The organism is Patulibacter americanus DSM 16676 (genome assembly GCF_000420025.1).
Taxonomy (GTDB): domain Bacteria; phylum Actinomycetota; class Thermoleophilia; order Solirubrobacterales; family Solirubrobacteraceae; genus Patulibacter; species Patulibacter americanus.
Genome location: NZ_ATUD01000012.1, coordinates 1 through 23,898, shown reverse-complemented (window position 1 = coordinate 23,898; position 23,898 = coordinate 1). Strand labels below are relative to the sequence as shown.

At 74.5% G+C, this 23,898-nt stretch carries 24 protein-coding genes; 11 read left to right on the top strand and 13 right to left on the bottom strand.

The window, feature by feature from the left end; translation table 11 throughout:
• Window positions 1–9: 9 nt before the first annotated feature.
• Window positions 10–375: a hypothetical protein gene (locus F593_RS0116935; protein WP_022929941.1), complete on the bottom strand. Its 366-nt coding sequence runs from the start codon at window positions 373–375 to the stop codon at window positions 10–12.
• 99 nt (window positions 376–474) lie between these two features.
• Between F593_RS0116935 and ygfZ the strand changes: the two genes are divergently transcribed.
• The 4 genes from ygfZ to F593_RS26120 all read left to right on the top strand — a co-directional run bounded on the left by ygfZ (window position 475) and on the right by F593_RS26120 (window position 4,004).
• Window positions 475–1,530: a CAF17-like 4Fe-4S cluster assembly/insertion protein YgfZ gene (gene ygfZ / locus F593_RS0116930; protein ID WP_022929940.1), complete on the top strand. Its 1,056-nt coding sequence runs from the start codon at window positions 475–477 to the stop codon at window positions 1,528–1,530.
• 130 nt (window positions 1,531–1,660) lie between these two features.
• Complete coding sequence (locus F593_RS0116925; RefSeq protein ID WP_157251909.1) at window positions 1,661–2,083, top strand: hypothetical protein; 423 nt, start codon at window positions 1,661–1,663, stop codon at window positions 2,081–2,083.
• 172 nt (window positions 2,084–2,255) lie between these two features.
• Window positions 2,256–3,515, top strand: a complete 1,260-nt coding sequence (gene ccrA, locus F593_RS0116920) for a crotonyl-CoA carboxylase/reductase (RefSeq protein WP_022929938.1) — start codon at window positions 2,256–2,258, stop codon at window positions 3,513–3,515.
• An 87-nt stretch (window positions 3,516–3,602) separates the two neighbouring features.
• Window positions 3,603–4,004 (top strand): hypothetical protein, encoded by a 402-nt coding sequence (locus F593_RS26120; RefSeq protein WP_022929937.1) that lies wholly within the window; start codon window positions 3,603–3,605, stop codon window positions 4,002–4,004.
• Between the two features lie 182 nt (window positions 4,005–4,186).
• Here the strand turns inward: F593_RS26120 and F593_RS0116905 are convergent, their stop codons facing one another.
• Entirely contained in the window at window positions 4,187–4,474 is a 288-nt protein-coding gene (locus F593_RS0116905) for an ATP-dependent Clp protease adaptor ClpS (protein ID WP_022929936.1), read from the bottom strand.
• A 104-nt stretch (window positions 4,475–4,578) separates the two neighbouring features.
• Here F593_RS0116905 and F593_RS0116900 point away from each other — a divergent pair, with 104 nt between their 5' ends.
• On the top strand, window positions 4,579–5,058 hold the full coding sequence (locus F593_RS0116900) for an OsmC family protein (RefSeq protein WP_022929935.1): 480 nt from the start codon (window positions 4,579–4,581) through the stop codon (window positions 5,056–5,058).
• Between the two features lie 93 nt (window positions 5,059–5,151).
• Here F593_RS0116900 and F593_RS26115 read toward each other — a convergent pair whose 3' ends face one another.
• Window positions 5,152–6,069 carry an MBL fold metallo-hydrolase gene (locus F593_RS26115; protein ID WP_022929934.1) on the bottom strand — a complete coding sequence of 306 codons (918 nt, stop codon included), beginning with the start codon at window positions 6,067–6,069 and terminating at the stop codon, window positions 5,152–5,154.
• Between the two features lie 116 nt (window positions 6,070–6,185).
• Here F593_RS26115 and F593_RS0116890 point away from each other — a divergent pair, with 116 nt between their 5' ends.
• Window positions 6,186–8,240, top strand: a complete 2,055-nt coding sequence (locus tag F593_RS0116890) for a protein meaA (protein WP_022929933.1) — start codon at window positions 6,186–6,188, stop codon at window positions 8,238–8,240.
• 647 nt (window positions 8,241–8,887) lie between these two features.
• Window positions 8,888–9,712, top strand: coding sequence for a sigma-70 family RNA polymerase sigma factor (locus F593_RS26110; RefSeq protein ID WP_022929932.1), 825 nt, complete (start codon window positions 8,888–8,890; stop codon window positions 9,710–9,712).
• Between the two features lie 304 nt (window positions 9,713–10,016).
• Here the strand turns inward: F593_RS26110 and F593_RS0116880 are convergent, their stop codons facing one another.
• Window positions 10,017–10,643, bottom strand: a complete 627-nt coding sequence (locus F593_RS0116880; RefSeq protein ID WP_022929931.1) for a CHAP domain-containing protein — start codon at window positions 10,641–10,643, stop codon at window positions 10,017–10,019.
• Between the two features lie 231 nt (window positions 10,644–10,874).
• Between F593_RS0116880 and F593_RS26105 the strand changes: the two genes are divergently transcribed.
• On the top strand, window positions 10,875–11,282 hold the full coding sequence (locus F593_RS26105; RefSeq protein ID WP_169449213.1) for a response regulator: 408 nt from the start codon (window positions 10,875–10,877) through the stop codon (window positions 11,280–11,282).
• A 39-nt stretch (window positions 11,283–11,321) separates the two neighbouring features.
• Here the strand turns inward: F593_RS26105 and F593_RS0116870 are convergent, their stop codons facing one another.
• From F593_RS0116870 to F593_RS0116855, 4 genes are read right to left on the bottom strand one after another with little or no spacing between them, the layout of a single operon-like run.
• On the bottom strand, window positions 11,322–12,434 hold the full coding sequence (locus tag F593_RS0116870) for a DegT/DnrJ/EryC1/StrS family aminotransferase (protein WP_022929930.1): 1,113 nt from the start codon (window positions 12,432–12,434) through the stop codon (window positions 11,322–11,324).
• On the bottom strand, window positions 12,431–12,856 hold the full coding sequence (locus F593_RS30930) for a sugar 3,4-ketoisomerase (protein WP_022929929.1): 426 nt from the start codon (window positions 12,854–12,856) through the stop codon (window positions 12,431–12,433). Before F593_RS30930 ends, F593_RS0116870 begins: the two co-directional genes overlap by 4 nt.
• Before the next feature lie 50 nt (window positions 12,857–12,906).
• Window positions 12,907–14,328: an NAD(P)-binding protein gene (locus tag F593_RS0116860; RefSeq protein WP_022929928.1), complete on the bottom strand. Its 1,422-nt coding sequence runs from the start codon at window positions 14,326–14,328 to the stop codon at window positions 12,907–12,909.
• Window positions 14,321–15,013, bottom strand: coding sequence for a class I SAM-dependent methyltransferase (locus F593_RS0116855; protein ID WP_022929927.1), 693 nt, complete (start codon window positions 15,011–15,013; stop codon window positions 14,321–14,323). Before F593_RS0116855 ends, F593_RS0116860 begins: the two co-directional genes overlap by 8 nt.
• Window positions 15,014–15,113: 100 nt before the next feature.
• Here F593_RS0116855 and F593_RS28695 point away from each other — a divergent pair, with 100 nt between their 5' ends.
• Window positions 15,114–16,535, top strand: a complete 1,422-nt coding sequence (locus tag F593_RS28695) for a glycosyltransferase (protein WP_022929926.1) — start codon at window positions 15,114–15,116, stop codon at window positions 16,533–16,535.
• Entirely contained in the window at window positions 16,532–17,482 is a 951-nt protein-coding gene (locus tag F593_RS0116845; protein WP_022929925.1) for a hypothetical protein, read from the top strand. Before F593_RS28695 ends, F593_RS0116845 begins: the two co-directional genes overlap by 4 nt.
• Here the strand turns inward: F593_RS0116845 and F593_RS26095 are convergent.
• Window positions 17,461–18,132 (bottom strand): TetR/AcrR family transcriptional regulator, encoded by a 672-nt coding sequence (locus F593_RS26095; RefSeq protein WP_022929924.1) that lies wholly within the window; start codon window positions 18,130–18,132, stop codon window positions 17,461–17,463. The two genes, F593_RS0116845 and F593_RS26095, sit on opposite strands and share 22 nt — an antisense overlap.
• Window positions 18,133–18,222: 90 nt before the next feature.
• On the opposite strand from F593_RS26095, the gene F593_RS0116835 reads away from it, so the two are divergent.
• Window positions 18,223–18,633, top strand: a complete 411-nt coding sequence (locus F593_RS0116835; protein ID WP_022929923.1) for a RidA family protein — start codon at window positions 18,223–18,225, stop codon at window positions 18,631–18,633.
• Window positions 18,634–18,653: 20 nt separating this feature from the next.
• Here F593_RS0116835 and F593_RS0116830 read toward each other — a convergent pair whose 3' ends face one another.
• The 4 genes from F593_RS0116830 to F593_RS0116815 all read right to left on the bottom strand — a co-directional run bounded on the left by F593_RS0116830 (window position 18,654) and on the right by F593_RS0116815 (window position 23,875).
• The gene (locus tag F593_RS0116830; RefSeq protein ID WP_022929922.1) at window positions 18,654–19,823 is read right to left on the bottom strand and encodes a glycosyltransferase; all 1,170 of its coding nucleotides are present in this window, start codon (window positions 19,821–19,823) and stop codon (window positions 18,654–18,656) included.
• Window positions 19,820–20,524 carry a class I SAM-dependent methyltransferase gene (locus F593_RS26090; protein WP_022929921.1) on the bottom strand — a complete coding sequence of 235 codons (705 nt, stop codon included), beginning with the start codon at window positions 20,522–20,524 and terminating at the stop codon, window positions 19,820–19,822. Before F593_RS26090 ends, F593_RS0116830 begins: the two co-directional genes overlap by 4 nt.
• Window positions 20,521–22,899: a TPR domain-containing glycosyltransferase gene (locus F593_RS28690; protein ID WP_022929920.1), complete on the bottom strand. Its 2,379-nt coding sequence runs from the start codon at window positions 22,897–22,899 to the stop codon at window positions 20,521–20,523. Before F593_RS28690 ends, F593_RS26090 begins: the two co-directional genes overlap by 4 nt.
• Before the next feature lie 169 nt (window positions 22,900–23,068).
• Complete coding sequence (locus F593_RS0116815) at window positions 23,069–23,875, bottom strand: flagellin N-terminal helical domain-containing protein (RefSeq protein ID WP_022929919.1); 807 nt, start codon at window positions 23,873–23,875, stop codon at window positions 23,069–23,071.
• Window positions 23,876–23,898 lie beyond the last annotated feature (23 nt).

Here is a 23,898-nt window from a genome sequence, read left to right as displayed (position 1 = left end):
CCGCGGCCGTTAGTGGGCGCGGAGCCGGCGGAACTCCTGCCGGGCCGTCTCGCCGCGACCCCACATGTTCGTCACCTCGGCCCGTCCGACGCGGACGTCCCGCACGATGATCTCGCCCGTGATGCCGGCCTGGTCCAGCAGGCCCAGCGCGGTCAGCACGGCGGTCGGCGCGGCGGCGTGGCCGAAGCGGTGGGCCACGAGGATGTGCCAGTGCCACTCGCTGCGCGAGTACGGCTGCGCGTTGCACGTCGGCGTGACGTACGTCGCCGCCTCCACGTAGCGGTCCTCGTCGGCGATCCGCAGATCGACCGTCAGGTCGGTCCAGTCGTCGGGCAGCGAGTCCAGGACCCGCTCGAAGTTCTTGGCGAGCGACATCGTCCAGCACTGTACCGCCCGGACCCCGTCCCCGACGGGCGTCGGGCCGGGATCCGCCTGTGCGGCGGGTGCCCGACGACGGGCGCTAGGGTCGAATCGATGTCCGACGTGCCCCCCGATCCCACCGCGGCCGTCCCCGCCGCGCCGGTGGACGCCCCCGATCCCGCCGCGATCGCCGACGACTACCGCCGCCTGACGGCCGGCGCCGGCCTGCAGGACCGCTCGGAGGACGGGAAGCTCGCGCTGACCGGAACGGAGGCCCGCGCCTTCCTCACGGGGCAGGTCACCGCCGACGTCGAGGCGCTCGAGCCGGGCCACGGCACCTACGCCGCCCTGCTGACGCCGAAGGGCAAGGTCATCGCCGACCTGCGGGTGCTCGACGTCGGCGAGCCGGACGCCGCCGAGCTGCTCCTCGTCTGCGAGCGCAGCGGCCTGCAGGCGCTCTTCGACCACCTGCGCCGCCACCTCATCGGGTTCGACGTCGAGCTGCACAAGCGCACGCTGCAGCGGAGCCTCCACGCCGTGATCGGCCCCCGCGCCGACGCGGTCCTCGGCGACGCCGCTGCGGCCCTGCCCCGTGACGAGCACGCGTCCGTGCGCGGCACGCTCGACGGCATCGACGTGCTGCTCGTGCGCACCGACCTGGGGATCGACGTCGTGGCCGAGGCGGAGCGCGGCCCCGAGGTGCTCGCCGCCCTCGTGGCCCACGGCGCCGCCCCCGTGGCGCCCGAGGCCGTCGAGGTGCTGCGCGTCGAGCACGGCCGCCCGCGCCTGCACCACGAGCTCGACGAGACGGTCATGCCCGCCGAGGCCGGCATCGTCGAACGCGCCGTGAGCTTCACGAAGGGCTGCTACGTCGGGCAGGAGACGGTCGCCCGCCTGCACTGGCGCGGCCGCCCGAACCGGCACCTCCGGGGCCTGGCCCTCGACCGCTGGGTGCCCGTCGGCACCGTGATCGTGGAGGACGGCCGCGAGCTCGGCCGCGTCACCACGAGCGTGGACTCCCCCGGGCTGGGCCCGATCGCCCTCGCCCTCGTCCGCCGCGAGGTCGAGCCGGACGCCACCGTCGTGCTGCGGCCGACGGGCGGCGAGCCGACGTCGGGCCGGGTCGTCGCGCTGCCGTTCTCGCGGGCCGGCGGCGGCGTCACCGCCTGAGCCGCCACCCGCGCCCCGTGCGCGCGGTCACACGGACGGCGGGTCGCGGTCCCGACCTCGGGTAGGGTTGCGGGCGACCGTCGGGGAGCACCCGCCGCGACGGCGACCCGGAACACGGAGACCGATGTACGTGGCGCGCAGTCAGATCGTGAAGTTGGCCGCCGGACTGGCCGTCGTCGGAGGCCTCACCGCGTGCGGCCGGGTGGACCAGGCGTCGAAGCCCGCCGGCGAGCGGCCCCCCACGACGAAGCAGCTCAGCGCCGCGATCACCGATCGCGGGGTCAGCCTCTCCCCCGACAGCGTCGGCGGCGGACCGCTGCGCATCGTCGTCTCGAACCAGAGCGCGAAGACCGTCCGCGCCAGCCTCGCCCGCGGGAGCGACTCGGCGGAGGCTCGCACGCGCTACAAGCTCGAGCCGGGCAGCGTCGCGACGCTGAACGCCGACGTCACGAAGGGCACCTGGCGGCTCTCGGCCGGCAAGGACCTCGCACCCGCGACGCTCGTGGTCGGCGCCCGACGCGAGAGCGGCGACGGCGAGCTCCTCCTGCCGTAGCGGGCCGGGCCCCACCCCGAGCGTCGCGGGCCGGGACCGCGTCGGACGTCGGCGAGGCTCGGGGCACCCGGGAAGGCCTCCGGACGACCCCGTTCGTCGGGACGCGTAGGGCCGTACGTGCGGTTCGTCACCGCGCGGGCGCGCCAACGCGACCGACGGTAGGCTTCCGCCGATGTCCGTCGATCTCACTGACCTGCACACCGCGCGCACGGCCCCGGGCGAGCTGCCCGCGACCATGTCCGCCTGGGCGATCCGCGAGGACCGCCTGGGCGAGCCGAAGGACGCGATCCAGCTCGAGACGGTGGACGTCCCGCAGCCGGGCCCGTTCGAGGTCGTCGTACGCGTGATGGCGGCCGGCGTGAACTTCAACAACGTGTGGGCGGCGCTCGGCGAGCCCGTCTCGGTCTTCAAGTACGGGGACCACCCGGAGTTCGGCCATCACATCGGCGGCTCGGACGCCTCGGGCATCGTGTGGAAGGTCGGCGAGGGCGTCACGCGCTGGAAGGTCGGCGACGAGGTCGTCGTGCACTGCAACCAGGCGTCCTACGAGGACGTCGAGGTCCACGGCCTGGACCCGATGGCCGCGCCGTCGCAGCGGATCTGGGCCTACGAGACGACGTGGGGCTCCTTCGCCGAGTTCTGCAAGGTCCAGGCCCAGCAGCTGCTGCCGAAGCCGAAGCACCTCTCCTGGGCCGAGGCGGCCTCGTACGGCCTGACGTACTTCACGGCCTACCGGATGCTCATGGACCGCGCCGACATCAAGGCCGGCGACAAGGTCCTCGTCTGGGGCGCCGCCGGCGGCCTGGGCGTCTTCGCGATCCAGCTCGCGAAGGCCGCGGGTGCCGAGGCCGTGGGCGTCGTCTCCTCGGACGAGAAGGGCGAGCTCGTCAAGGAGCTCGGCGCGGTCGGGTACATCAACCGCAACGACTTCAAGGGCATGATGCGCACCGGCGACGAGACGCCGGAGCAGGAGAAGGAGCGCTTCGGCGTCTCCCGCCAGTTCGCGAAGAAGGTCAAGGAGCTCTTCGGCGGCGAGTCGCCCGACATCGTCTTCGAGCACGTCGGCAAGGCGACGTTCCCGACCTCGGTCTTCACGGTCAAGCCGTTCGGCAAGGTCGTCATCTGCGGCGCCACCTCGGGCTACACGCTCGACTTCGACGTGCGCTACCTGTGGATGAAGCAGAAGGAGATCATCGGCTCCCACTTCGCCAACGCGTACCAGTGCATGAAGGCCAACCAGCTGATCGACGAGGGGAAGATCCAGCCCGTCCTCTGGCGCACGGCGCAGTTCGCGGAGACCGCCGAGGTCCACCAGCTCATGCGCGACAACAAGCACTCGGGCAAGATCGCGATCCTCGTGGGCGCCCAGGACGCCGACGAGGGCCGCACGGCGGACGGCCCGGGCGCGATCATCGCCGAGGTCGGCGCCTGATGCGCGCGGCCGGGACGCACGCCGCCGTGGCGGCCCGTGCGTCCCGATCGGGCGCGATGGGCGCGGACGTGGGACGATAGGGCGACCATGAGTGTCATCGCCTACGAACTCCCGTTCTACGGGAACGGCCTGCGTGCGGACGATCTCGCCGCGGCCCTCCAGGAGCTCACCCCCAAGGTCCTGCGGCTCGGGGCGCTCGAGGCGCGTGTCGTGCGCTCGCGGGAGGACGCCTACCGGTTCCGCATGTCGATCCTCGTGCCCGACAAGGTCACGTGGCAGCGCCTGTGGAACTCGGAGGAGCTCATCGAGTTCCGCACGGTCCACAGCAACCTGTACCAGAAGCCCCTGAACTACGAGATCAACATCCCGATCGCGCACGGCCGCGCGCCCGGCGTCGTCGATCCGTACGCGGACGAGCCGTTCGGCCCCGCGAAGGCGGCCGAGGACCCGCGCATCACGGGCATGCCCGCCCCGACGGGCAGCGGCTAGGACGCTCGGCGCCCGGTCGGCGCCCGGTCGCCCGCAGGAACGACGAAGGCCCGCCATCGGCGGGCCTTCGTCGTTCGCGGACGTCCCTGCGGGCCAGGCCGCCCGAAGGGGCCAGGCGGGCACGGGGCGCCGCAGGGCGCAGCAGACCCCCGGGGCGGCCCGGCGACCGGGCCCCGACGGGGTCAGTTCTGCTCGAGCGGAGCCATCGTGAGGCCCGCGCCCTGCAGCTGCTCCCAGTAGTGCTCGGCCAGCTCCTTGTGGCCGGTCCAGACGATCGCGAGACCCGTGCGGTGGATCTTGTCGGCGATCCGCAGGCCGGCGTCGACGGTCACACCGGGGATGAACCGCGCCAGGACGATCGCGACGCCCTGGTGGGTGTTGTGGTCGTCGTCGCGGACGATGACGTTCCAGGAGCCGCCGAGGCCGGTGCCGGGATCGGCGGCGCGTGTCTTCTCGGCGGTCTGGCTCACGGTCGTGCAGGGTAGCGAGGTTGCCGCGCCGGCGGACGGCCGCCGACGGGACGCGGGTCGCTCTCCACGATAGGCGACGCCCGGCCGTGTGCCAAGGTCCAGGCATGGCCGCCGCCCACTCCGTCCACCGCTACGCGACGCGGCTCTCCTGGACGGGCAGCACCGGCGTCGGCTACGACGCCTATACCCGCGCGCACGCGGTCACCGCAGCGCCCGCCTCCGCCGACCTGCAGCTGAGCTCCGACCCGGCGTTCCGGGGCGACCCGGCCCTCCTGAACCCCGAGGCCCTCTTGCTGGCGGCGGCCAGCTCGTGCCAGCTGCTGGCGTTCCTGGCGGTCGCCGCTCGGGCCCGGATCGACGTCGTGGAGTACACGGACGAAGCGTCGGCCGAGATGCCGGAGCCCGCGGGCGGGTCGGCGCCGATGTGGATCGAGCGCATCGTGCTGCGGCCTCGCGTCGTCGTGCGCTCCGACGCGTCGGAGGACCGCCTGCGCCGGCTCTGCGAGCTCGCCCACCGGGAGTGCTTCATCGCGAACAGCCTGCGCAGCGAGATGACGATCGAGCCGACGTTCGTCCGGGCCTGAGCGGGCATTGCGGCGGCGGGTCGCGGTGGGCGGCGGGTCGCGCGGACCGGTCGGGGCCCGGGCGCGGGTCCGCGCCCCGACCCCGCGCGGCCCTCAGGCTTCGGGGTCGTCCGCGGCCTGCTCGGCGGCGGAGTGGTCCTGCGCCTCCGTGGCATTGACCGCCGTCTCGCGCTCCACGCGCTTCCAGTAGCGGTCCAGGCCGGCCCACAGGCCCTCGAAGGGGCCCGCGGCGTAGTACGTCGGCAGGCCCTCCTCCCCCGCGCGCTCGAGCACCCACACGCGGATGAAGTCCGCCATGCCCTGCGCGTCCGTCGTCCGCGCGGCCTGGGCGTAGAGGTCGAGCGTCTCGTGCAGCGTCGCGATCTGCTCGGGGATGTCGTCCGTGGTCTGGCCGAAGTGCATGTAGGCGATGCGCTGGGGCTCCCAGGCCGCGACGACGTCGAGCGACCGGTGCCACAGCGGCGGGTCGATGTCCGGCGGCGGGGTCGGCGGGAGCGCCGGCCCGCCGTCGATGCGGATGCCGGTCACGTCGCCCGTGAACGCGGTGCGCGTCGGCCGGTGGAGGTAACAGACGTGGTGCTGGGCGTGGCCGGGCGTGTAGGCGACCTCCCACGGGCCCTCGGACTCGCCGCCGTGCAGCACCCGGACGTTCCTCTCCGGGATCGGGATCACCCGGCCCCAGAGCTGGTCGAAGTAGTCGCCGAAGACCTTGCGGGCGCTCGCGACGAGCCGCGTGGGGTCGATCATGTGCTTCGCGCCGCGGTCGTGGACCCAGACCTCGACGTCGGGGAACCGTTCGACGAGCGCGCCGGTGCCGCCCGCGTGGTCGAAGTGGATGTGCGTCAGGAGGATGGCCCGCGGCGTGCGGCCGTCGAGCGCCTCGACCACCCGCTCGATGGTGCTCTCCGCGCCCGGGTCGACGATCACGTCGCCGAAGAGGTGCGCCGACATCGCCTTCGGCCGGCCCAGGTGGAGCAGGTCGACGGTCTGCGGGACGAGGTCGGAGCTCACGCCCGGACCCTATCTGGGCGTCGCCCCGGCCCGCCCGTCGCAGGCCGTGGCCCGCGCCCCTGCGCCGGACGGCCGGACGACTCGCCGCGAACGCGGGTAGGAAATACACTCCCGCCATGACGAGCCCCCGCCTGCCGCAGCCCGACCGCCCGTGGCTCATGCGGACCTACGCCGGCCACTCGACGGCGAAGGCCTCCAACGAGCTCTACCGGGGCAACCTCGCCAAGGGTCAGACCGGTCTCTCCGTCGCGTTCGACCTGCCGACGCAGACGGGCTACGACCCCGACGACACCCTCGCGCGCGGCGAGGTCGGCAAGGTCGGGGTGCCCGTCTCGCACATCGGCGACATGCGGACGCTGATGGACGGCATCCCGCTCGAGACGATGAACACGTCGATGACGATCAACGCGGTGGCCGCGTGGATGCTCTCGATGTACATCGTGGCGGCCGAGGAGCAGGACGCCGACACGCCGCCGGAGGAGGTCCAGCGCCGGCTGCAGGGCACGACCCAGAACGACATCATCAAGGAGTTCCTCGCGCGCGGGACCTATGCGTTCCCGCCCGGCCCGTCCATGCGGCTGATCGCGGACATGATCGCCTACACGGTCGAGCACGTCCCGAAGTGGAACCCCATCAACATCTGCAGCTACCACCTGCAGGAGGCCGGGGCCACCCCCGTCCAGGAGATCGCCTACGCGATGTCCAACGCGATCGCCGTCCTCGACGCCGCCCGCGAGCGCGTCGACCCGTCGCAGATGACCAAGGTCTTCGCCCGGATCTCGTTCTTCGTCAACGCCGGCGTGCGGTTCATCGAGGAGCACGCGAAGCTCCGCGCGATGAGCGAGCTGTGGGAGCAGATCGGCCGCGAGCGCTACGGCGTGACCGACGAGAAGGCCCTGCGGTTCCGCTACGGCGTGCAGGTCAACTCGCTCGGGCTGACGGAGGCGCAGCCGGAGAACAACGTGCAGCGCATCGTGCTCGAGGCGCTCGCCGTGACCCTCGGCCGCAACGCCCGCGCCCGTGCGCTGCAGCTGCCGGCGTGGAACGAGGCCCTCGGCCTCCCGCGCGCGTGGGACCAGCAGTGGGCGCTGCGGATCCAGCAGATCCTCGCCTTCGAGACCGACATGCTCGAGTACCCCGACATCTTCGAGGGCTCCGTCGTCATGGAGGGCCTGGTCCAGGAGCTCGCCGAGGGCGCCCGCGCCGAGATGCAGGTCGTCGAGGAGCACGGCGGGGCGGTGCAGGCCGTGGACTACATGAAGAGCGCGCTCGTCGAGAGCCACCGCGAGCGGATCGCCCGCATCGAGCGCGGCGAGCAGATCGTCGTCGGGATCAACAAGTACACGGAGACGGAGCCCTCCCCGCTGACCGCGGCGAACGACGGCGGCATCATGACCGTCGACCACGCGGTGGAGCAGCAGGCGAAGGACGCGCTCGCGCAGTGGCGCGCCGGCCGGGACCAGGAGGCCGTGGACGCCGCCCTGACGCGTCTGGCCGAGGTCGCCGCGAGCGACGAGAACATCATGCCCGCGTCCATCGCCGCCGCCCGCGTCGGCGTGACCACGGGCGAGTGGGCCAAGACGCTGCGCTCCGCCTTCGGCGAGTTCCGCGCCCCGACCGGCGTCGGCGAGGCCGCGTCGACCACGGACCGCTCCGAGGCCGTCGAACAGGTGCAGGCCGAGGTCGAGCGCGTCTCCGAGGCCCTGGGCCGCCGGATCAAGATCCTCGTCGGCAAGCCGGGGCTGGACGGCCACTCCAACGGGGCCGAGCAGATCGCCGTGCGCGCCCGCGACGTCGGCATGGACGTCGTCTACGAGGGCATCCGCCTGACGCCGGAGCAGATCGCGCACTCCGCGGAGCAGGAGGGCGTGCACGTCATCGGCCTGTCCATCCTCTCGGGCAGCCACCTCGAGCTCATCCCCGCGGTGATCGAGGAGCTGCGGGCCAAGGGCGTCGACGCACCCGTGATCGTCGGCGGGATCATCCCCGAGGCCGACGCGGCTCCCCTGCACGAGGCGGGCGTGGCCGGCGTCTACACGCCGAAGGACTTCGACATCTCCGTGATCATGGCCGACATCGTGCGCATCGTCGCGCAGGCCAACGGCGTGCTCGACGAGGCCGACGTGCCCGCCCCCACCGGCGGCACGATCGACACGGGCGCCACCGCCTGAGCGGTGGGCCGGTCGCCGCGGCGGCCGGGAGCGCAGTGCTGAGCGTCGGGCGGCCACCGGGCCGCCCGACGTCGTTCCGGGGCCCTTCGAGCCGGCCCGCTGACCGGTGCGGTCACGTTTTCGGGGTCTCGGCCGAATACCAGGCAAGAGCCCACGGACGGCGGCGCCGCGCGAGAGCCCCCGCGGCGTCCCGGATCGTGCCGCACGGCGGTCCGAAGGCGCCCGCACACCGGCCCGGCGACGCGCAGGGTGAGGCCCCGGAGCCCGAGCCGCCTCCGCCGCCCAGGAGCGGGCAGCGTCCGCCGATCGGCGACCCACCGATCAGGGGATGGGCACCTCCCCCAATCGGTGTTCACCTGCACCCCCGCGAACGTCCTCGGAAGACGAGGACGGCGCACGCACGACCGCCGCTGAACGGTGCGGTCGTAGGCTCGAGACCCCCACCGGTTTCGAAATAGCCCCTGGGTAACGGTGTTCGACCCCCTCTTTCGGCCCCAGACGGGGTGAACTCGGGCGCCTGAATCGGACAGACGTCCAAAACCGGTTGGGGGATTCTCCTGGTCCGCCGATCGGTGGACATCAGCATCTGGCGCCGGTCACGCGACGGCACCGACCCGCCGCCGCCCCAGCCCCCCCGAGGAGACCCGATGAGCACCACCACGACCCGCACGCGCACCGACCGCCGTCCCACCTCCGAGGAGCTCCTCGAGCGCTGGGAGTCCTACCGCGCGACCGGTGACCGCGCGATCCGTGACGAGCTCGTCTTCCTGCTCACCCCGCTCGTCCGCCACATCGTCGGCCGCAAGGTGCGTCAACTTCCCGCGTACTGCGAGATGGACGACCTCGCCGCATCGGGCTTCGAGGCCCTCATCGTCTCGCTGGAGCGTTTCGACCCAGCGAAGGGCGCGACGCTCGAGCAGTTCGTGTGGACCCGCATCAACGGCGCGATCCTCGACGAGCTCCGCCGCCGAGACTGGGCCCCCCGCTCGCTGCGTCGCTGGGAGCGCGAAGCCGAGGGCGCCCGCCGCGACCTCCGCTCCCGCCTGGACCGCGAGCCCACCGACGCGGAGCTGGCCACCCACCTCGAGTCGAGCGTCGACGAGGTGCGCACCCGCCGCGACCAGCTCGCCCTCGCCGAGGTCGAGTCCCTCGCCACGACCGTCGCCGGCTCCGACGGCGTGACCGTCGACCGCGCCGACACCATCCCGACGACCGACCGCTCCACGGACCCCGCCCACGCCCTCGAGGTCAGCGAGGCCCGGGCCCGCGTCGCGGCCGCCGTCGCCGAGCTGCCCCAGCGCGAGCGCGAGGTCGCCCTCCTGCTCTACGTCGAGGGCCGCCGCCTGCGCGAGATCGGCGAGCTGCTGGGCGTCTCGGAGTCCCGCGTCTGCCAGATCGCCGGCACGCTGCGCCGCCGTCTCCGCGCCGCCCTCGGCACGCACGCCGAGCTGCTCGTCGCCGCCATCGACTGAGCGTCACCCTTCCGCGTCGCGTCGTCCCCCGGCCTCGCCGCGCCACCCTCCGCCGAGAGCCCCCTGCGCCCCCGCGCAGGCCCACCGGCCCCGGCGGCTCCCCGCCCCTCCTCCGCCGCTCGTCGGCCCCAGCGTTCCCCCTCCGCCGCAGACCCTGCGGCGTTTTTCGCGTTCCGGCAGCGAGCTCGTCGGGAATGAGAGGCGCGGGGCGCGGGGCCCGCCGGGGCCCGGCGTGGACGGTCGACGCACGGTGCGCCGCGGGGCCGCCGTGTCGGCGCCGCGCGGGCGGTGTTCCCGCGTCCGGCTAGCGGACGCTGATGTAGCCGATCGCCGCGCCCGCGGGGTGCGTGCGCTCGGCGACCTTGTCCGAGGTGTTGCCCTCGATGGTCTCGACCGTGCCGTCGGGCTTGACGCCCGTGACGATGCCGGTGTGCTGGTTGAGGATGATGATGTCGCCGACCTTGGGCTTGACGCCGGGGCCGTTCGGGGTGGCCTTGCCGGCGCCCTGGGCCCAGGCCCACATCTGGTCGACGGACCCGAAGCCCTGGCCGTTGTCGCCCAGCGGCGTGCCGGTCTCCTTCGCGGCCCAGGAGACGAAGTAGGCGCACCACGGGCCGGGGCCCGGGGCGCCCGCGACGGCGTCGCGGTACGTCTTGATCTCCGGGCTGTCGTTCGACCCCGGCGGCTGCTCCACCACGCCGTGCTGCGTGCGCGCGGCGGCGACCATGTCGGTCGACCCCTGCCCGCCGCCACCCACGGCCTCGGCGCCCTGCAGGGCCTTCGCGAAGGTGGCGCGGCCCGCGTCGTTCACGACCGGGGTGGCCGTGCCCACGAGGGCGGCCTGGCGCGCCGCGGCGGCGCGGGCGGCGGCCCCCGGGTCGACCATGGTCTGGATCTCGGCGATGCGGTTCAGCGTCGTAGCCAGGGTCATCCTTCGGGTGATCGGCGCGGGCGGCGCAGGCTTGAGCGGTGGTGTCGGTCCTCGACCGGCGCGGCGGAGCCGGCCCGCCGGAGGACACGCGTTCGCCACGGGAACGATGCGGGATCGCGACGATCGCGGCGTAGAACTCCTGGCCATGGAGGAACGCGACCCCGACCGCCCGGCACCCCGATGATCGCGGGCGTCCCCGCCCCGGTCGCCCCCGTCGCGCCGGCTGCTCGCGTGTCCGTCCTCGTCGCCGACGACAACGCGCTGTACCGCGACGGCGTCGTCCGGGCATTGACGCGCCGCTCGCTCGACGTCGTGGCCGAGGTCGGCGACGGGGTCCAGGCGATCGAGGCCATCCGCCGGCTGCGCCCCCGGGTCGCCCTGCTGGACCTGCGGATGCCGCACCTCGACGGCATCGACGTGGCCGAGCAGGTCCGGGCCGACCCCACCCTGGGTGGCGTCCGGGTGCTCATCCTGAGCGCGGAGGACCGCAGGGCCGCGGTCCAGCGCGCCGAGGCCGCTGGCGTGGTTGGCTACCTCGACAAGGACGTCACCCGGCGCGACATCTGCGACGCGGTCATCGCCGCCGCCGCCGCCGACGCGCCGCACGACGGCGCAGGCGCGCCGCTCGTCACCGCCTGACCCGGCCCCCTGCCGCGGCGCCGCCCGGAACGACGTCCCTCAGGCGGTGACGAGTCCGGCCGTCGCGGTCGTGACCGCGGCCAGCACGGTCTCGAGGTCGTCGTCGGTGAGGTGCGGGCCCATCGGCAACGAGAGGACCTCGGCCGCCGCGCGCACGGCGCGGGGCACGTCGGCCTGCGCCGCCGGTGTGCCCGCGTAGGCGGGCTGGCGTCCCGGGACGGACGGGTAGTGCACGAGGGTCTGGACGCCGGTGGCGTCCAGGGTCGCTCGCAGGCCGTCGCGGTCGGGCGTGCGCACGACGAAGAGGTGCCAGCTGGGCGCCGCGCCCGGGGCGACGGGCGGCAGCCCCAGGCCCGTGCCCGCCAGCCCGTCGAGGTACCGCCGGGCCACGGCGGCGCGGCGGGCGCTCGCGGCGGGCAGCCCGCGCAGGCGCACGCGCAGGACGGCGGCCTGCAGCTCGTCGAGCCGGCTGTTGACGCCCTGCTCGAGGTGCACGTACTTCTGCTCGCTGCCGTAGTTGCGCAGGCGGCGCAGGCGCCGGGCCAGGTCGGCGTCGTCCGTGGTGACCGCGCCGCCGTCGCCCATGGCCCCGAGGTTCTTGCCGGGGTAGAAGCTCCACGCCGACGCGTCCGCCCAGCTCCCCACGGGCCGACCGTCCAGGCGGGCGCCGTGGGCCTGCGCGGCGTCGTCCAGGATCCACAGGCCGTGGCGGTCGGCCAGGGCGCGCAGCTCCGGGTGCGGCGCCGGGTGCCCGTAGAGGTCGACGGGGACGATCGCCGCGGTGCGCGGGCCGATCGCGGCGCGAGCGGCCTCCGGGTCCATGAGGTGCGAGGCGGGGTCGACGTCGACGGGGACGACGGTGGCACCGACCGCGGACACCGCGAGCCACGTGGCGACGAACGTCTGCCCCGGCACGAGGACCTCGTCGCCCGGGCCGATGCCACGGGCCTGCAGCGCCAGGCGCAGGGCGTCGAGGCCGCTGCCGACCGCGACGCAGTGCTCCGCGCCGGCGAACGCGGCGAACTCCGCCTCGAACGCGTCGAGCTCGGGCCCCAGCAGGTAGCGGCCGGAGCGCGCGACGCGCAGCAGCGCGGCCTCGATCTCGGCCCGGACCGCCGCGGGCGGCGTCAGGTCGAGGAACGCGACGGTCATCGGACGGCGGAGCGGAACTCGTCCTGGTCGCGGATGTAGTCCGCCTCGTCGTAGGGCTTCGAGGCCAGCACCATGCAGACCGAGCCGGACGAGAAGTTGTCGATCTCGCGCCACACCATCGACGGGATGTAGAGCCCGACGTAGGAGCGGTTGAGGTGGAAGCGCTGCGAGATGACGCCGTCGTCGAGCACGAGGTCGAAGCTGCCCGACATCGCGACGACGACCTGCTCGAGGTCGCGGTGGGCGTGGCCGCCGCGCTCCGCGCCTCCCGGCACGTCGTAGAGCCAGTAGACGCGCTGCATCGCGAACGGCACCTGTGTGTCGTTCTCGACGAAGCTCAGGTTGCCGCGTCGGTCCTCGATGCGCGGGAAGGCGATGAGGTGACAGGCCGCCAGGCCCGCCGCGGTCTGGACGGTGCTCACGCTCCCGTGATCGGCCGCACGGAAGCGGTCTTGACCCCCACCTCCCGGGCTCAGGCCGCGACGGGCGCGACCGTCCGCGACCACGCGCAGGCGAGCCCGGAGACGATCTGCTCGTTGAGGTAGTCGCCGGCGAGGCCGCGGCCACCGCCGATCACCTCGACGTCGAGGCCCAGGGCGTCGAAGGCCTCGCGGGCCGCGGCGAAGCCCGCGGCGTTCGCGGCGACGGGCAGCGGGAACGTGCGGGCCGCGACGTGGTCGACGACGTCGATCGGCGCGCCCGGGCGGGCGATCCCCGCCGCGACGAGGCCGGAGCGCGTCGCCGACGCGGCCGCGTCCTCCGCCAGGTCGTGGCGCAGCTCGACGCAGAACAGCCGGCGGTCGCCCGCGTCGCCGGCCGCCGGGGTGGCGACGGTGATCCGCATGGCCGCGTTCTCCGGGTCGACGACGTGGACGACGGACGGCGCGGCGAGCACGTCGCCCGCGTCCAGCTCGGCCCACGCGACGACGGTCCGGGCCCGCTCGGGCGCGTAGGGGACGCCGCAGGCCGCGAAGAGCTCCGGCGCCGGCACGGCGAGGACGGGGCGCGCGGCGAGGACGGAGCGTGCGTCGTCGAAGCCGAGGGCGACCCGACCCTCCCCGTGGTGAACGAGCGTCCGCAGCGGCCCGACCCGCTCGATCCGGACGAGCGGCTGCGCCTGCAGCCGCGCCACGACGCGGTCGACGAGCACGCCGACCCCGCCGCGGACGCCGTGCTGCGGCCGGTCGGGACGGAACCCCCACGGGGCGCCGCTGCAGGCCTCCCACACGGAGCGGGGCCACAGGACGGGCGTCCAGACGCGGCGGCGCAGCGCGGCGAGCACGACGTCGGAGCCGCCGGCCACGACCTTGGCGACGAACGGGGCGATCAGGGCGTCGTGCACCGTGGCGCCATGGTTCTCGCGGGAGGCCTGGGCCAGGGTGCGGGTCTCCGCCGGGCCCGTGAGCGCGCCCGGGGAGCGGTCGGGGTCCACCTCGGTCGCGGCGGCGGCGCGCTGCGCGGGCGTGAGCGCGGCCCGGACGCCCGCCGGGTCCGAGGTCAGGAAGAGGTCGTCGACGAGCCGCCCGCCGATCGCCGTGGCCCCGGGCACCAGTTCGACGAGGTCCTCCCCCGCCAGGCCGGCGACGTAGTCGCGCACGAGCGGGAGGAACGGCACGTGGCCGGTGGTCGTCAGGTCGTAGGCCTCCAGCGGCCGGACGTCGGCGGCGTCGGGTGCGGCCTCGTGGTGCAGCTCGAGGACGCGGAGCCCCAGCTCGAGCGAGCGGCCGCCGACGCGGCGGGAGGCGAACCCGCCCCCCACGCCGCGCGTCGGCAGCAGCAGCCGCACGGGCTCCCCCGCTGCGGCCAGCCGATCGGCCGCGACGAGCGCCGCCCATGCGCCGCCGACGATCACGGTCTCGCGGCCGGTGGCGGCGTCGAGCGGGTGGTCAGGCACGACGGAGCACCACGTAGCTCATGGCGCAGAGCTCGGGTGCGTGACGCGCGGCGTCGAGCAGGCGCTCGACGACGGCGGCCGGCAGCGACTCCATCTCGGCGTTCGGCACCGGCTTGAGGAGGACGCCGCCGCGGTGGACGACGGAGAGCCCGGCGGCGTGGCCGAGGGCCGTGATCTCCTCCGCGCTCATCATGCGGCTGACCTGCGTGGCCTCGCCGAGGGCGGAGACCTCGTCCAGCGAGCGCAGCTGTCCGGCGTCGACGGCCAGGAGGCGGTGCAGCGAGCGCGGGTTGGGCACGGTCACGTGCAGCAAGCCACCGGGAGCGAGGCGCTCCGCGGCGCGGGCGACGAAGCCGGCCGGATCCGGGATCTGGTGCAGGATGCTCGTGGCCAGCACGTGGCCGTAGTCCCCCCCGTCCGGGAAGGCGACGGAGAGGTCCGCCTCGACGACGTCGACTCCGGGCAACGCCCGCTCGCGGAGCCGCTCGAGGTAGTGGCCCGCGCGGTCGACGGCGGTCACGGCGGCGCCGGCGTCGACGAGCATCCCGGTCATCAGGCCGGTGGCGCATCCGAGCTCGAGCAGCCGATCCCCCGAGCGGATCCAGGAAGCGATCGCCCGGCCGGTGCCGACGGTGTACCACCGGTCGAAGTCGGCCTCCGGGTCGTAGCTCAGGGTGTAGTCCATGGCCCGATCATCGGAGTGGCCACCCCGTTCTTGAGTCCACGCCGCCGCGGATCCGCCCGCCGGCCCTTCATTCCGGGGCGTCCGGGCCGATCAGCCGGTCATGGGCTCTCTCCCGCCGCTCCCCGCCGTCCCGGTGGTGAGCATCTACTGCACGGCGTACAACCACGAGCGCTTCGTCGCCGAGGCCGTGGAGAGCGTGCTGGCCCAGGACTGGCCCGCGGACCGGCTCCAGTTCGTCGTCGTCGAGGACGGCTCCACGGACGGCACGCTGGAGGCTCTGCAGCCGTACCGCGACGAGGTGCGGATCATCCACCAGGAGAACCGCGGCGTCCGCGGCGCCGTCAACCGCGGCATGGCCGAGCTGACGGGCGATGTCATCACCTCGATCTCCGGCGACGACGTCTGGGTCCCCGGGCGCATCCGCCTCCTCGTCGAGACGCTGCAGGCCCACCCGCGCGCCGGCCTCGTGCACTCCGACCTCGAGGTCATCGACGGCGACGGCGCGCTCATCTCGCCGTCGTTCCGCGACGTGACGGGGATCTCGGCCGTTCCCGGTCCGCTCCTCGACGCGCTCCTGAAGCACAACGTCGTCTGCGGCGCGAGCGTCATGCAGCGCGCGTGCCTCAAGCACCTCGTCCACCCGATCCCGGACCACGCGCCCTGGGAGGACTACTGGTGGGCGTGGACGCTCGCGCGCGCCGCGGACGTCGCGTACCTGCCCGAGGTCACCTGCCGCTACCGGATGCACGGGAACAACCTGAGCTTCGGCGCCGGCCCGGAGAAGGTCGCCGAGGCGATGTACCAGGAGCGCGGGCTGCGGCGCGCGATGCTGCGGAGCGTGCAGCCGGGCGACGTGCACGCCCAGGCGGCGGTCGACGGCCTGCGGGCGTTCCGCGCCGCGTGCGGCGCCGGCCCCGGCAAGGCCGAGGCCGCCGCCGGGCGCACCACCGTCCCCGTGACGGACGACGACCGCCGTCAGGCCGCCCTGCGCGCCGACGCCGGCCGCGACGCCCTGGCGGTCGGCGACGTCGCCGGTGCCGTCGTCCACGGCGTCGCCGGCCTCGCCGCCGACCCGAGCCACACCGCGCTCGAGGCCTGGCTGCAGGACCTCGTCGGCGGCTGGGAGGGGTCGCTGCCCTCCGAGCCCGAGCTGCGGCGCACCGTGGTGCTCGCCGACGCGGACGAGCTCGTCGCCCGTCCCGAGCTCCTGAGCGCGTACGTCGCCCACGTGACCGACGCGGACGACGTCACGCTCGTCGTGCACGGCGCCGGCTGGTCCGGCCGGGCGCTGATGGACGCGTTCGCCGGCCCGCTGGAGGCCACGGACGCCGACGTGTTGGCGACGGGCGACGAGCCCCTCGGCCGCGCGGCGTTGGCGGCGCGGGCCGACCTGGCGCTCGGCGCCGTCGCCGCCACCGACGGGCTGCCGTCGTGCGGGCCCGACGACCTGGCAGGCGTCCTCGACGCGACCACCACCGCGGCGTCACCCCTGCTGCCCTCCCCCGCCCCGGTGCCCGCGTGACGGCGGCCCCCGTCGAGATCCGCCGCTACCGCCCGGAGGACGCCGCCGCCTGGGACGCCCTCGTGGAGCGCTCCCGCGTGCCCCACGTGCTCCTGCGCCGGGGCTACCTCGAGTACCACGCCGACCGCTTCGCCGACCACTCGCTCGTGGTCCTCGTCGACGGCACGCTCCGCGCCGCGCTGCCCGCCAGCCGCGCGGGCGACGTCGTCACGAGCCACGGGGGCCTGACCTTCGGCGGCTTGATCTGCGACGGCGCGTCCTCGGCCACCCGGGTGCGCGCCTGGCTCGAGGGCCTCATCGACGCGCTCCGTGCCGTCGGCGTGCGCGAGCTCGTCTACAAGCCCGCGCCGCACATCTACCACCGCACCCCCGCCGAGGACGACCTGCACGCCCTCTGGGCGCTCGGAGCACGGGTCGTGCGCCGCGACCTCGCCACGACGATCCGCACCGCGGAGCGCCCGGCCTACAGCAAGGGCCGCCGCGCGGCCGTCAAGCGCGGCCGTCGCCTGCACGTCGCCCACGACCTCGACCTCCACGGATTCTGGGCGCTGGAGGAGGCGACGCTCCGCGAGCGCCACGGCGTCGCGCCGGTCCATACCGCCGACGAGATCGCCCTCCTGGCGGCGCGGTTCCCCGACGAGATCCGCCTCTACACCGCCCGCGAGGCGCCGGGCGCCCCCGTCCTGGGCGGCGTGGTCGTCTACAGCACGCCGCTCGTCGCCCACGCGCAGTACATCGCCGCCGGCCCCGAGGGCCGCGACGCCGCCGCAATCGACGCGATCGTCGACCGCCTGCTCACCGACGTGCACGCGGCCACGCCGTACTTCGACTTCGGCATCTCCACGGAGGACGAGGGCCGCACGCTCAACGCCGGGCTCGTCCGCAACAAGGAGAGCTACGGCGGCAGCACCACGGTCTACGACCGCTACGTGCTCGACCTGGGCTGAGCGGGCGGCTGCGCCGCGCCGATCGGCCGGCCGCCGGCCTGCAGCAGACCGCCCCACCCATCGGCCACCGACGCCCGACAGCGCTCCGGCTCGTCCCCCGCCGCGACGTAGAGCGCCGTCAGCATCCGCACACCGAGGTCCAGGCGGGTGCGCGGCAGCGGTCCCGGCGTGACGAGCGAGACGAGCCCGTGGCACGTCGCCCAGCTCTCCGTGGCGAGCTCGAGCGGGTCCACGTCGGGGCGGTACCGGCCCGCCTCGACGCCCCGCTCCGCCGCCGCGACGAGCACGAGCAGGGTCGCCTCGGCCGCGTCCGGATCCTCGAGGGGGAAGCTCGCGTCGAACATCACGCGGTAGAGGTCGGGGTGGTCGAGCGCGTTGCGCAGGTAGGCGGCCAGCAGCGCCGCCAGGTCCCGGACGGGGTCCGTCGTCGGCTCGACGGTCGCCAGCCACCCCGCCAGCCGGGTGAACCCCTCCTGCCGCAGGGCGCTCCACACGCCGTCCATACCGGCGAAGTGCGTGTAGACGGCCATCGTCGAGACGCCCGTTCCCGCGACGAGCGAGCGCAGGGTGATCGGCTCGCGGGTGCGCAGCATGTGGGCGGCCCGCTCCACGAGGAGCGTGCGGACCGCCGGGTCCTTGGGCCTGGCCATGGCCGCGGACCCTACCGGGAACGTTGCATAGCATTGCAATGCTATGGTGATGCGGACCGGATTCCCCGGACCATCCCGAAGGAGCACCGCATGTCCATCACGCTCACGAACCCCGCCGGCATCCCGCAGGTCGACCTCTACCACCACGTCGCCGTCGCCACCGGCTCGCGGCAGGTGTTCCTGGCGGGCCAGGTCTCGTGGGACGCCGACGGCGCGACGGTCGGCGTCGGCGACCTGGCCGCCCAGGTCGAGCAGTCCCTCCTGAACGTCGCCACTGCGCTGGCCGCCGTGGGCGGCACCCTGGCCGATGTCGTCAAGTTCACCGTCTACCTCGTCGACTGGACGCCGGACAAGATGGCGGCGTACGTCGAGGGGGTGGCCCGCGCGGCGGACCGGCTCGGGGTGCCCGTCCCCCAGGCCCCGCTGACCGGCATCGGCGTCGCCGCGCTCGCCGGCCCCGAGCTGCTCGTCGAGATCGACGCGACCGCGATCCTCGACTGACGGATCGCCCCGGGGGGGCCTCAGCCCCCGGTCACGACCGCCGTCGGGTGCAGGCGCTCGAAGGCCCGGCGGTCGTCCTCGACCTGACGGTCGATCCACGCGCGCAGCGCCGGGTCCTCGGTGGCTACGGTCTCGCTGAGGCCGTGGCGCACGTGCGCGTCGGGCACGAAGACCGGCGGGGTGCCCGCCGCGCGCAGGCGCAGGAGCAGGTCGGTGTCCTGGTACCAGACCCGCAGGCCGGGGTGGAAGAACTCGCCGGGCTCGACCGCGTGCCGCTCGATGGCGACGCGCGAGACGGCGAAGCACCACGCGGCGAAGTCGTGGCGCATCGCGCCGTCGATCGTCTGCGGGAACGCCACCGGGGCGCCGGCCTCGAGCGCGTCGCGCAGCGGCGGCCACCAGCCCGGGAGGACCTCGACGTCGTCGTTGCAGACGACCACGAAACGGCCACGGGCGGCGCGGATGCCGGCGTTGACCGGCGCGGTGAAGCCCTGTGGCGGCGCGCCGTTGTCGACGATCACGATGTCGTGCGGCGCCTGGGTGGCGCGGCCGATGGCGGCGACGCAGCGGCGCAGGCGCTCGCTCGTGGCGTCGAGCGTCGGGATCACGACGGTGAGCTCGGGCGGGGTCCCCGGCGGGTTGCGGTCGAGGCCGCGCCCGGCCGCGTCGCGGGTCGGGGCCACGCCGACGCGGGAGCCCGGGCACGGCACGACGGCGCCGGCGGCGGCCAGGCGCGCCGTGACGGCGGCCGGGGCCAGCGCGTCGGGCACGTCGAGAACGGGGAGCGCGCGGAGGGCGTCGCGGCGGGCGGCGAGCGCCGGCGCGGCGACGGGATCGCCCGCGCCGGCCGTCGCCACGGCGACGCCGGCCCCCGAGAGCGCGGCGTGCAGCGGACCCAGGAAGTCCGGCGCGACCTCGGGGGCGCCGGCGAGCAGCACGACGACCTCACCCGTGGCGCGCTCGATGCCGGAGCGCCACGCGGCGGCCAGGCCGCCGCGCTGGGCGCGGCGGACGACGGCGGCGTCGCCGTCGATGCGGGCCAGCAGGTCCTCGAGGCCGACGGAGGCGTCGTCGACGACGACCACCTCGTGGACCGGGACGTCGGGCACGTCGGAGAGCGCGACGAGGCAGCGCAGCGCGGCCTCGGGGCCGCCGGTGAGCGGGACGACGATCGAGACGGGGATGCTCATGCGCCGGCCCTCCGGACGGTCAGCAGATACTGGTACGCGCCCAGGCGGGCGGCGGTCTCCTCGCGCTCGGCGCCGAGGCGCACCGCGGCGTCGACGAGCGGCTCGAGCCCCGGGGGCAGCGGGGCGTGGTCGTTCACGCCGATCTCCGCCGCCTCGAGCCCGAGCCGATCGAGCATCAACCCGATCTCGTCGAGCGTGAAGAAGTGCACGTGGGTGCGGTCCAGCAGGCCGGCGTCCTCGTAGGTCCAGCGGTCGTTCACCAGCAGCGGGACGACGACGCTCCAGTGCTTGACGTTCGGGATCGAGCAGACGAACACGCCGTCCGGAGCGAGGTGCGGCAGCAGGACGCGCAGCAGACGCTCCGGGTCGCGCAGGTGCTCCAGGACGTCGCCGAAGATCATCGCGTCGAAGTGGCCCGCCGCGTGCGGCAGGGCGTCGAGGGTGTCGAGGTCGAGCTCGAGGACCTCGTCGAGCACCCCACGGGCCTCGGCGGCGGCCTCGGGGAAGCCCTCGATGCCCGCGACGTGCAGGCCCGGGCGCTCGGCCTTCAGCGCGGCGCCGAGACCCCCGGCGCCGCAGCCGACGTCGAGCACGCGGCGGGCCGACTCCGGCACCCGCACGCGCAGCTCGGGGCGCTGCCAGAGGAAGTACTCGTCCTCGTGGTCCGTCCGGCGGACGCCGGCGCCGACCTCCGCCGTCATCGGGTGGCCCCGGCGACGGCGCCCTCGAGGGCCTCGGCGTCGGCGGCGAAGATCGCGGCGTCCTCCTCCAGGCCCATCTCGGCGGCGACGATCGCCAGGCCACGAAGGGCGTCGGCGTCCGGGCCGGAGCGCTCGACGACGGCCATCCACTCGTCGGCGGCCGACTGCAGGAACCCGCGGCGCACGTACAGGCGGGCGAGCTGCTCGCGGCGATCGCGCCACGGCAGGCCGATCCGCTCGAAGACGCCGGCGAGGGCCTCGAAGGCCTCGTAGCGCTCGAGGCGGGCGAGGGCGTTGAGCATCGTGAGCACCAGGTCGGCGGCGGACGGCGCGAGCGAGACGTCGCGGCCGGCCCACGCGCAGAACAGCGCGTGCTCCGCCGGGGGCAGCACGCCGGCGGCGCGGGCCAGGACGTCGTCGACCGGCAAGCCGGCGGCGATGCCGGCGAACGCGGCGTGGCGCAGGGCGGCGGGCTCGCGGTTCGCGCCCGGCGCCACGAGGGCCGCCTCGACCAGGGCGTCGCCGAGGCGGTCCTGCAGCAGGAGCGTCTCGACCAGCAGCACGCGGGCGGCGTCGGAGCCGGGGCGGGCCTGCAGCACGGCACGCAGCTCGGCCTCGGCCTCCTCCGTGGCGCCCGAGCGGTGCAGCGCGCCGGCGACGAGGAAGCGGCCGGACGGCGGCAGCTCCGTCACCAGCTCGCCGATGCGGGCCAGCGTCTCGGCGCCCGACAGGCCGCGCTTGCGCAGGAGGGCCGCGAGCGACTCCGCGGTGCGGAGGTGCTCGGGCCAGCGGCGCAGGGCGTCCGTGAGGAGCTCCTCGGCCTCGGCCGTGCGGTCCGTCGTGGACAGCAGGTCGGCCAGGCCGCGGGCCGCGAGGAACGTGCCGGCGCCGCGGGCGGCGACGAGCGTGCTCGGCGCGTCGCCCATCTGCAGGCAGGTGCGGTAGCGCTCCTCCGCCCGGGCGTCGTCGCCCCGCAGGTGCGCGACGTGGGCCTGCAACAGGACGATGTCGGTGAACGCCGGGTAGAACGCGAGGACCTCCTCGGCGCGCCGATCCGCGTCGTCCAGGCGGCCGACGGTCCGCAGCGCCTCGACGAGGTGCGACGCGAGCATCGGCATGAACCCGTAGCTCGCGCGCTCCGGGTCGTCGGCCAGGTCGGTCCAGGACTGCTCGAGGTGCTCGATGGCGGCGTGGTGCTCGCCGGCGGCGACGTGCTCCATGCCGAGGTTGAAGCGCATGAACGGCGACACGTCGCCGTCCGCGAACTGCCGGTCGAGGATCTCGCGGTTGCGGGTGCCCTTGTCCTTCTGCTGGCGGACCTCGCCGAGGTAGCCGAAGTGCTCGATGCGGACCGTCGAGATCTCGCGACGCTCCGGCAGGTACGCCGGGATGTCCTGCAGCTGCTCGTGGAGCCGGCCGGTGAACCGGCGTCCCGGGCGACGACGGACGAGGCGCATCGCGTCGTGGGTCGTCGCGGTGCCGTCCTCGAGGTCGCCCGTGTGGTTCGTCTCGATGAGGAAGATCGCCTCGCGCCAGGTGTGCGTCAGCAGCTCGCGCAGCCGGGGGCCGTCGCCGTCGAAGAGGACCTCGTCGGCGTCGAGGTAGAGGATCCAGTCGCAGGTCGCGGCGTCGAAGGACACGTTGCGGGCCGCGGAGAAGTCGTTCTGCCACTCGTGGTGCAGGACGCGGGCGCCGCGCTGCTCCGCGATCTCGACGGTGCGGTCAGTCGAGCCGGTGTCGACGACGATCATCTCGTCGACCCAGTCGCGGACGGCGTCGAGGCAGCGCGGGAGCATGGCCTCCTCGTCCTTGACGATCATGCAGAGCGAGACGGTCTGGTCCTTCGCCGGGCGGGCGGCCCGGGCGATGGCCTCGGCGCGCGGGGTCAGGGAGCGCAGGCCGTGCGCCACGTCCTGCGGCAGCGGCATCCGCGTGACGCCGGACTTGCGGCGCCGGCGGATCTCACCGATGTTGCGGGCGACGTCCGCGAGGGTCGGGTCGAGGCGCTGCGCGGCGACGAACAGGGCCTGGGCGGCGTCGAGCGCGCCCAGCTCGTAGAACGCGACGCCGGCCTCGTTGAGCAGCACGGGCTCCCGCGGATCCTCCTCGAGGACGCGGACGAGGCGGCCGGCGGCGACGAGCAGCCGCGCGGCGGTCTGCGCCGTCGAGCCGGCGTCGTGGTTGACGGCCAAGGACGCCAGGACGCGGCGAGCCTCGTAGCGCCGGTGCGGGTCGGACTCGGCGGCGACGCCGTCGTAGAGCTTCACCCAGCCGGACAGATCGTGACGACGCAGCAGCTCGTCGGCGATCGGGGCGAGGCGCTCGACGAGCGGCTTCGCGGTCGGGGCGGGTCCAGGGGTCAAGCGCAACGCCATGCCCGCTTGATCGGCCCTCTCCCCCGCGACTTGAATCGAAACGCGGGAGGGGACCAGGCCGGCCCCCGCGGAGGGGGGCCGAACGACACGACGCCCCCGAGGCCGAAGCTCCGGGGGCGTCGTGGTCCTGCGGTCCTGCGGTCCTGGTCCTGCGGTCCTACTGGCTGATCTAGCGCAGGAGGGACAGCACGCCCTGCGAGGCCTGGTTGGCCTGCGAGAGGATCGCCGTGCCGGCCTGCGACAGGATCTGGTTCTTCGTGAGCGACACCATCTCGGAGGCCATGTCCACGTCGCGGATGCGGCTCTCGGAGGCGGTGAGGTTCTCCTGCGTGACCGACAGGCTGTTCAGGGTGTGCTCCAGGCGGTTCTGCACTGCACCGAAGTCGGCGCGGACCTGGGACACGTTCTTGATCGCCGTGTCGATCGAGGCGAGGCTGACGCCCGAGAGCGTCGTCGCGCCGGACACCGTGCCGAGCTCGGTGGCGAGGGAGACGAGGGCGACCGTGGTCGTCTCGTCGTCGTTCGCGCCGACCTGGAACGTCACCGTGGCGGTCGAGCCGTCGAGCAGCTTCGTGCCGTTGAAGTCCGCCCGCGTGCCGATGGCGCCCAGCTCGGTCGTGAGCTGCGAGACCTCGGCGTCGATGGCGGCCTTGTCGTCGGCACCGACGGTGCCGTTCTGGTACTGCACGGCCAGGGTACGAACACGCTGCAGGATGGAGTGAACCTCCGTCAGCGCACCTTCCGCCGTCTGGACGAGCGAGACGCCGTCCTGGGCGTTGCGCTTGGCCTGATCGAGACCACCGATCTGGCCGCGCATCTTCTCGGAGATCGCCAGGCCCGCCGCGTCATCGCTGGCGCGGTTGATGCGCAGGCCCGAGGACAGGCGCTCCATGGACTTAGCGATCTTGTCGCTGGTGCCGTTGAGGTTGCGATGCGCGTTAAACGCCTCGACGTTGGTGTTGATGCGAAGGGACATGCGCTGATCTCCTTGATCGGCTG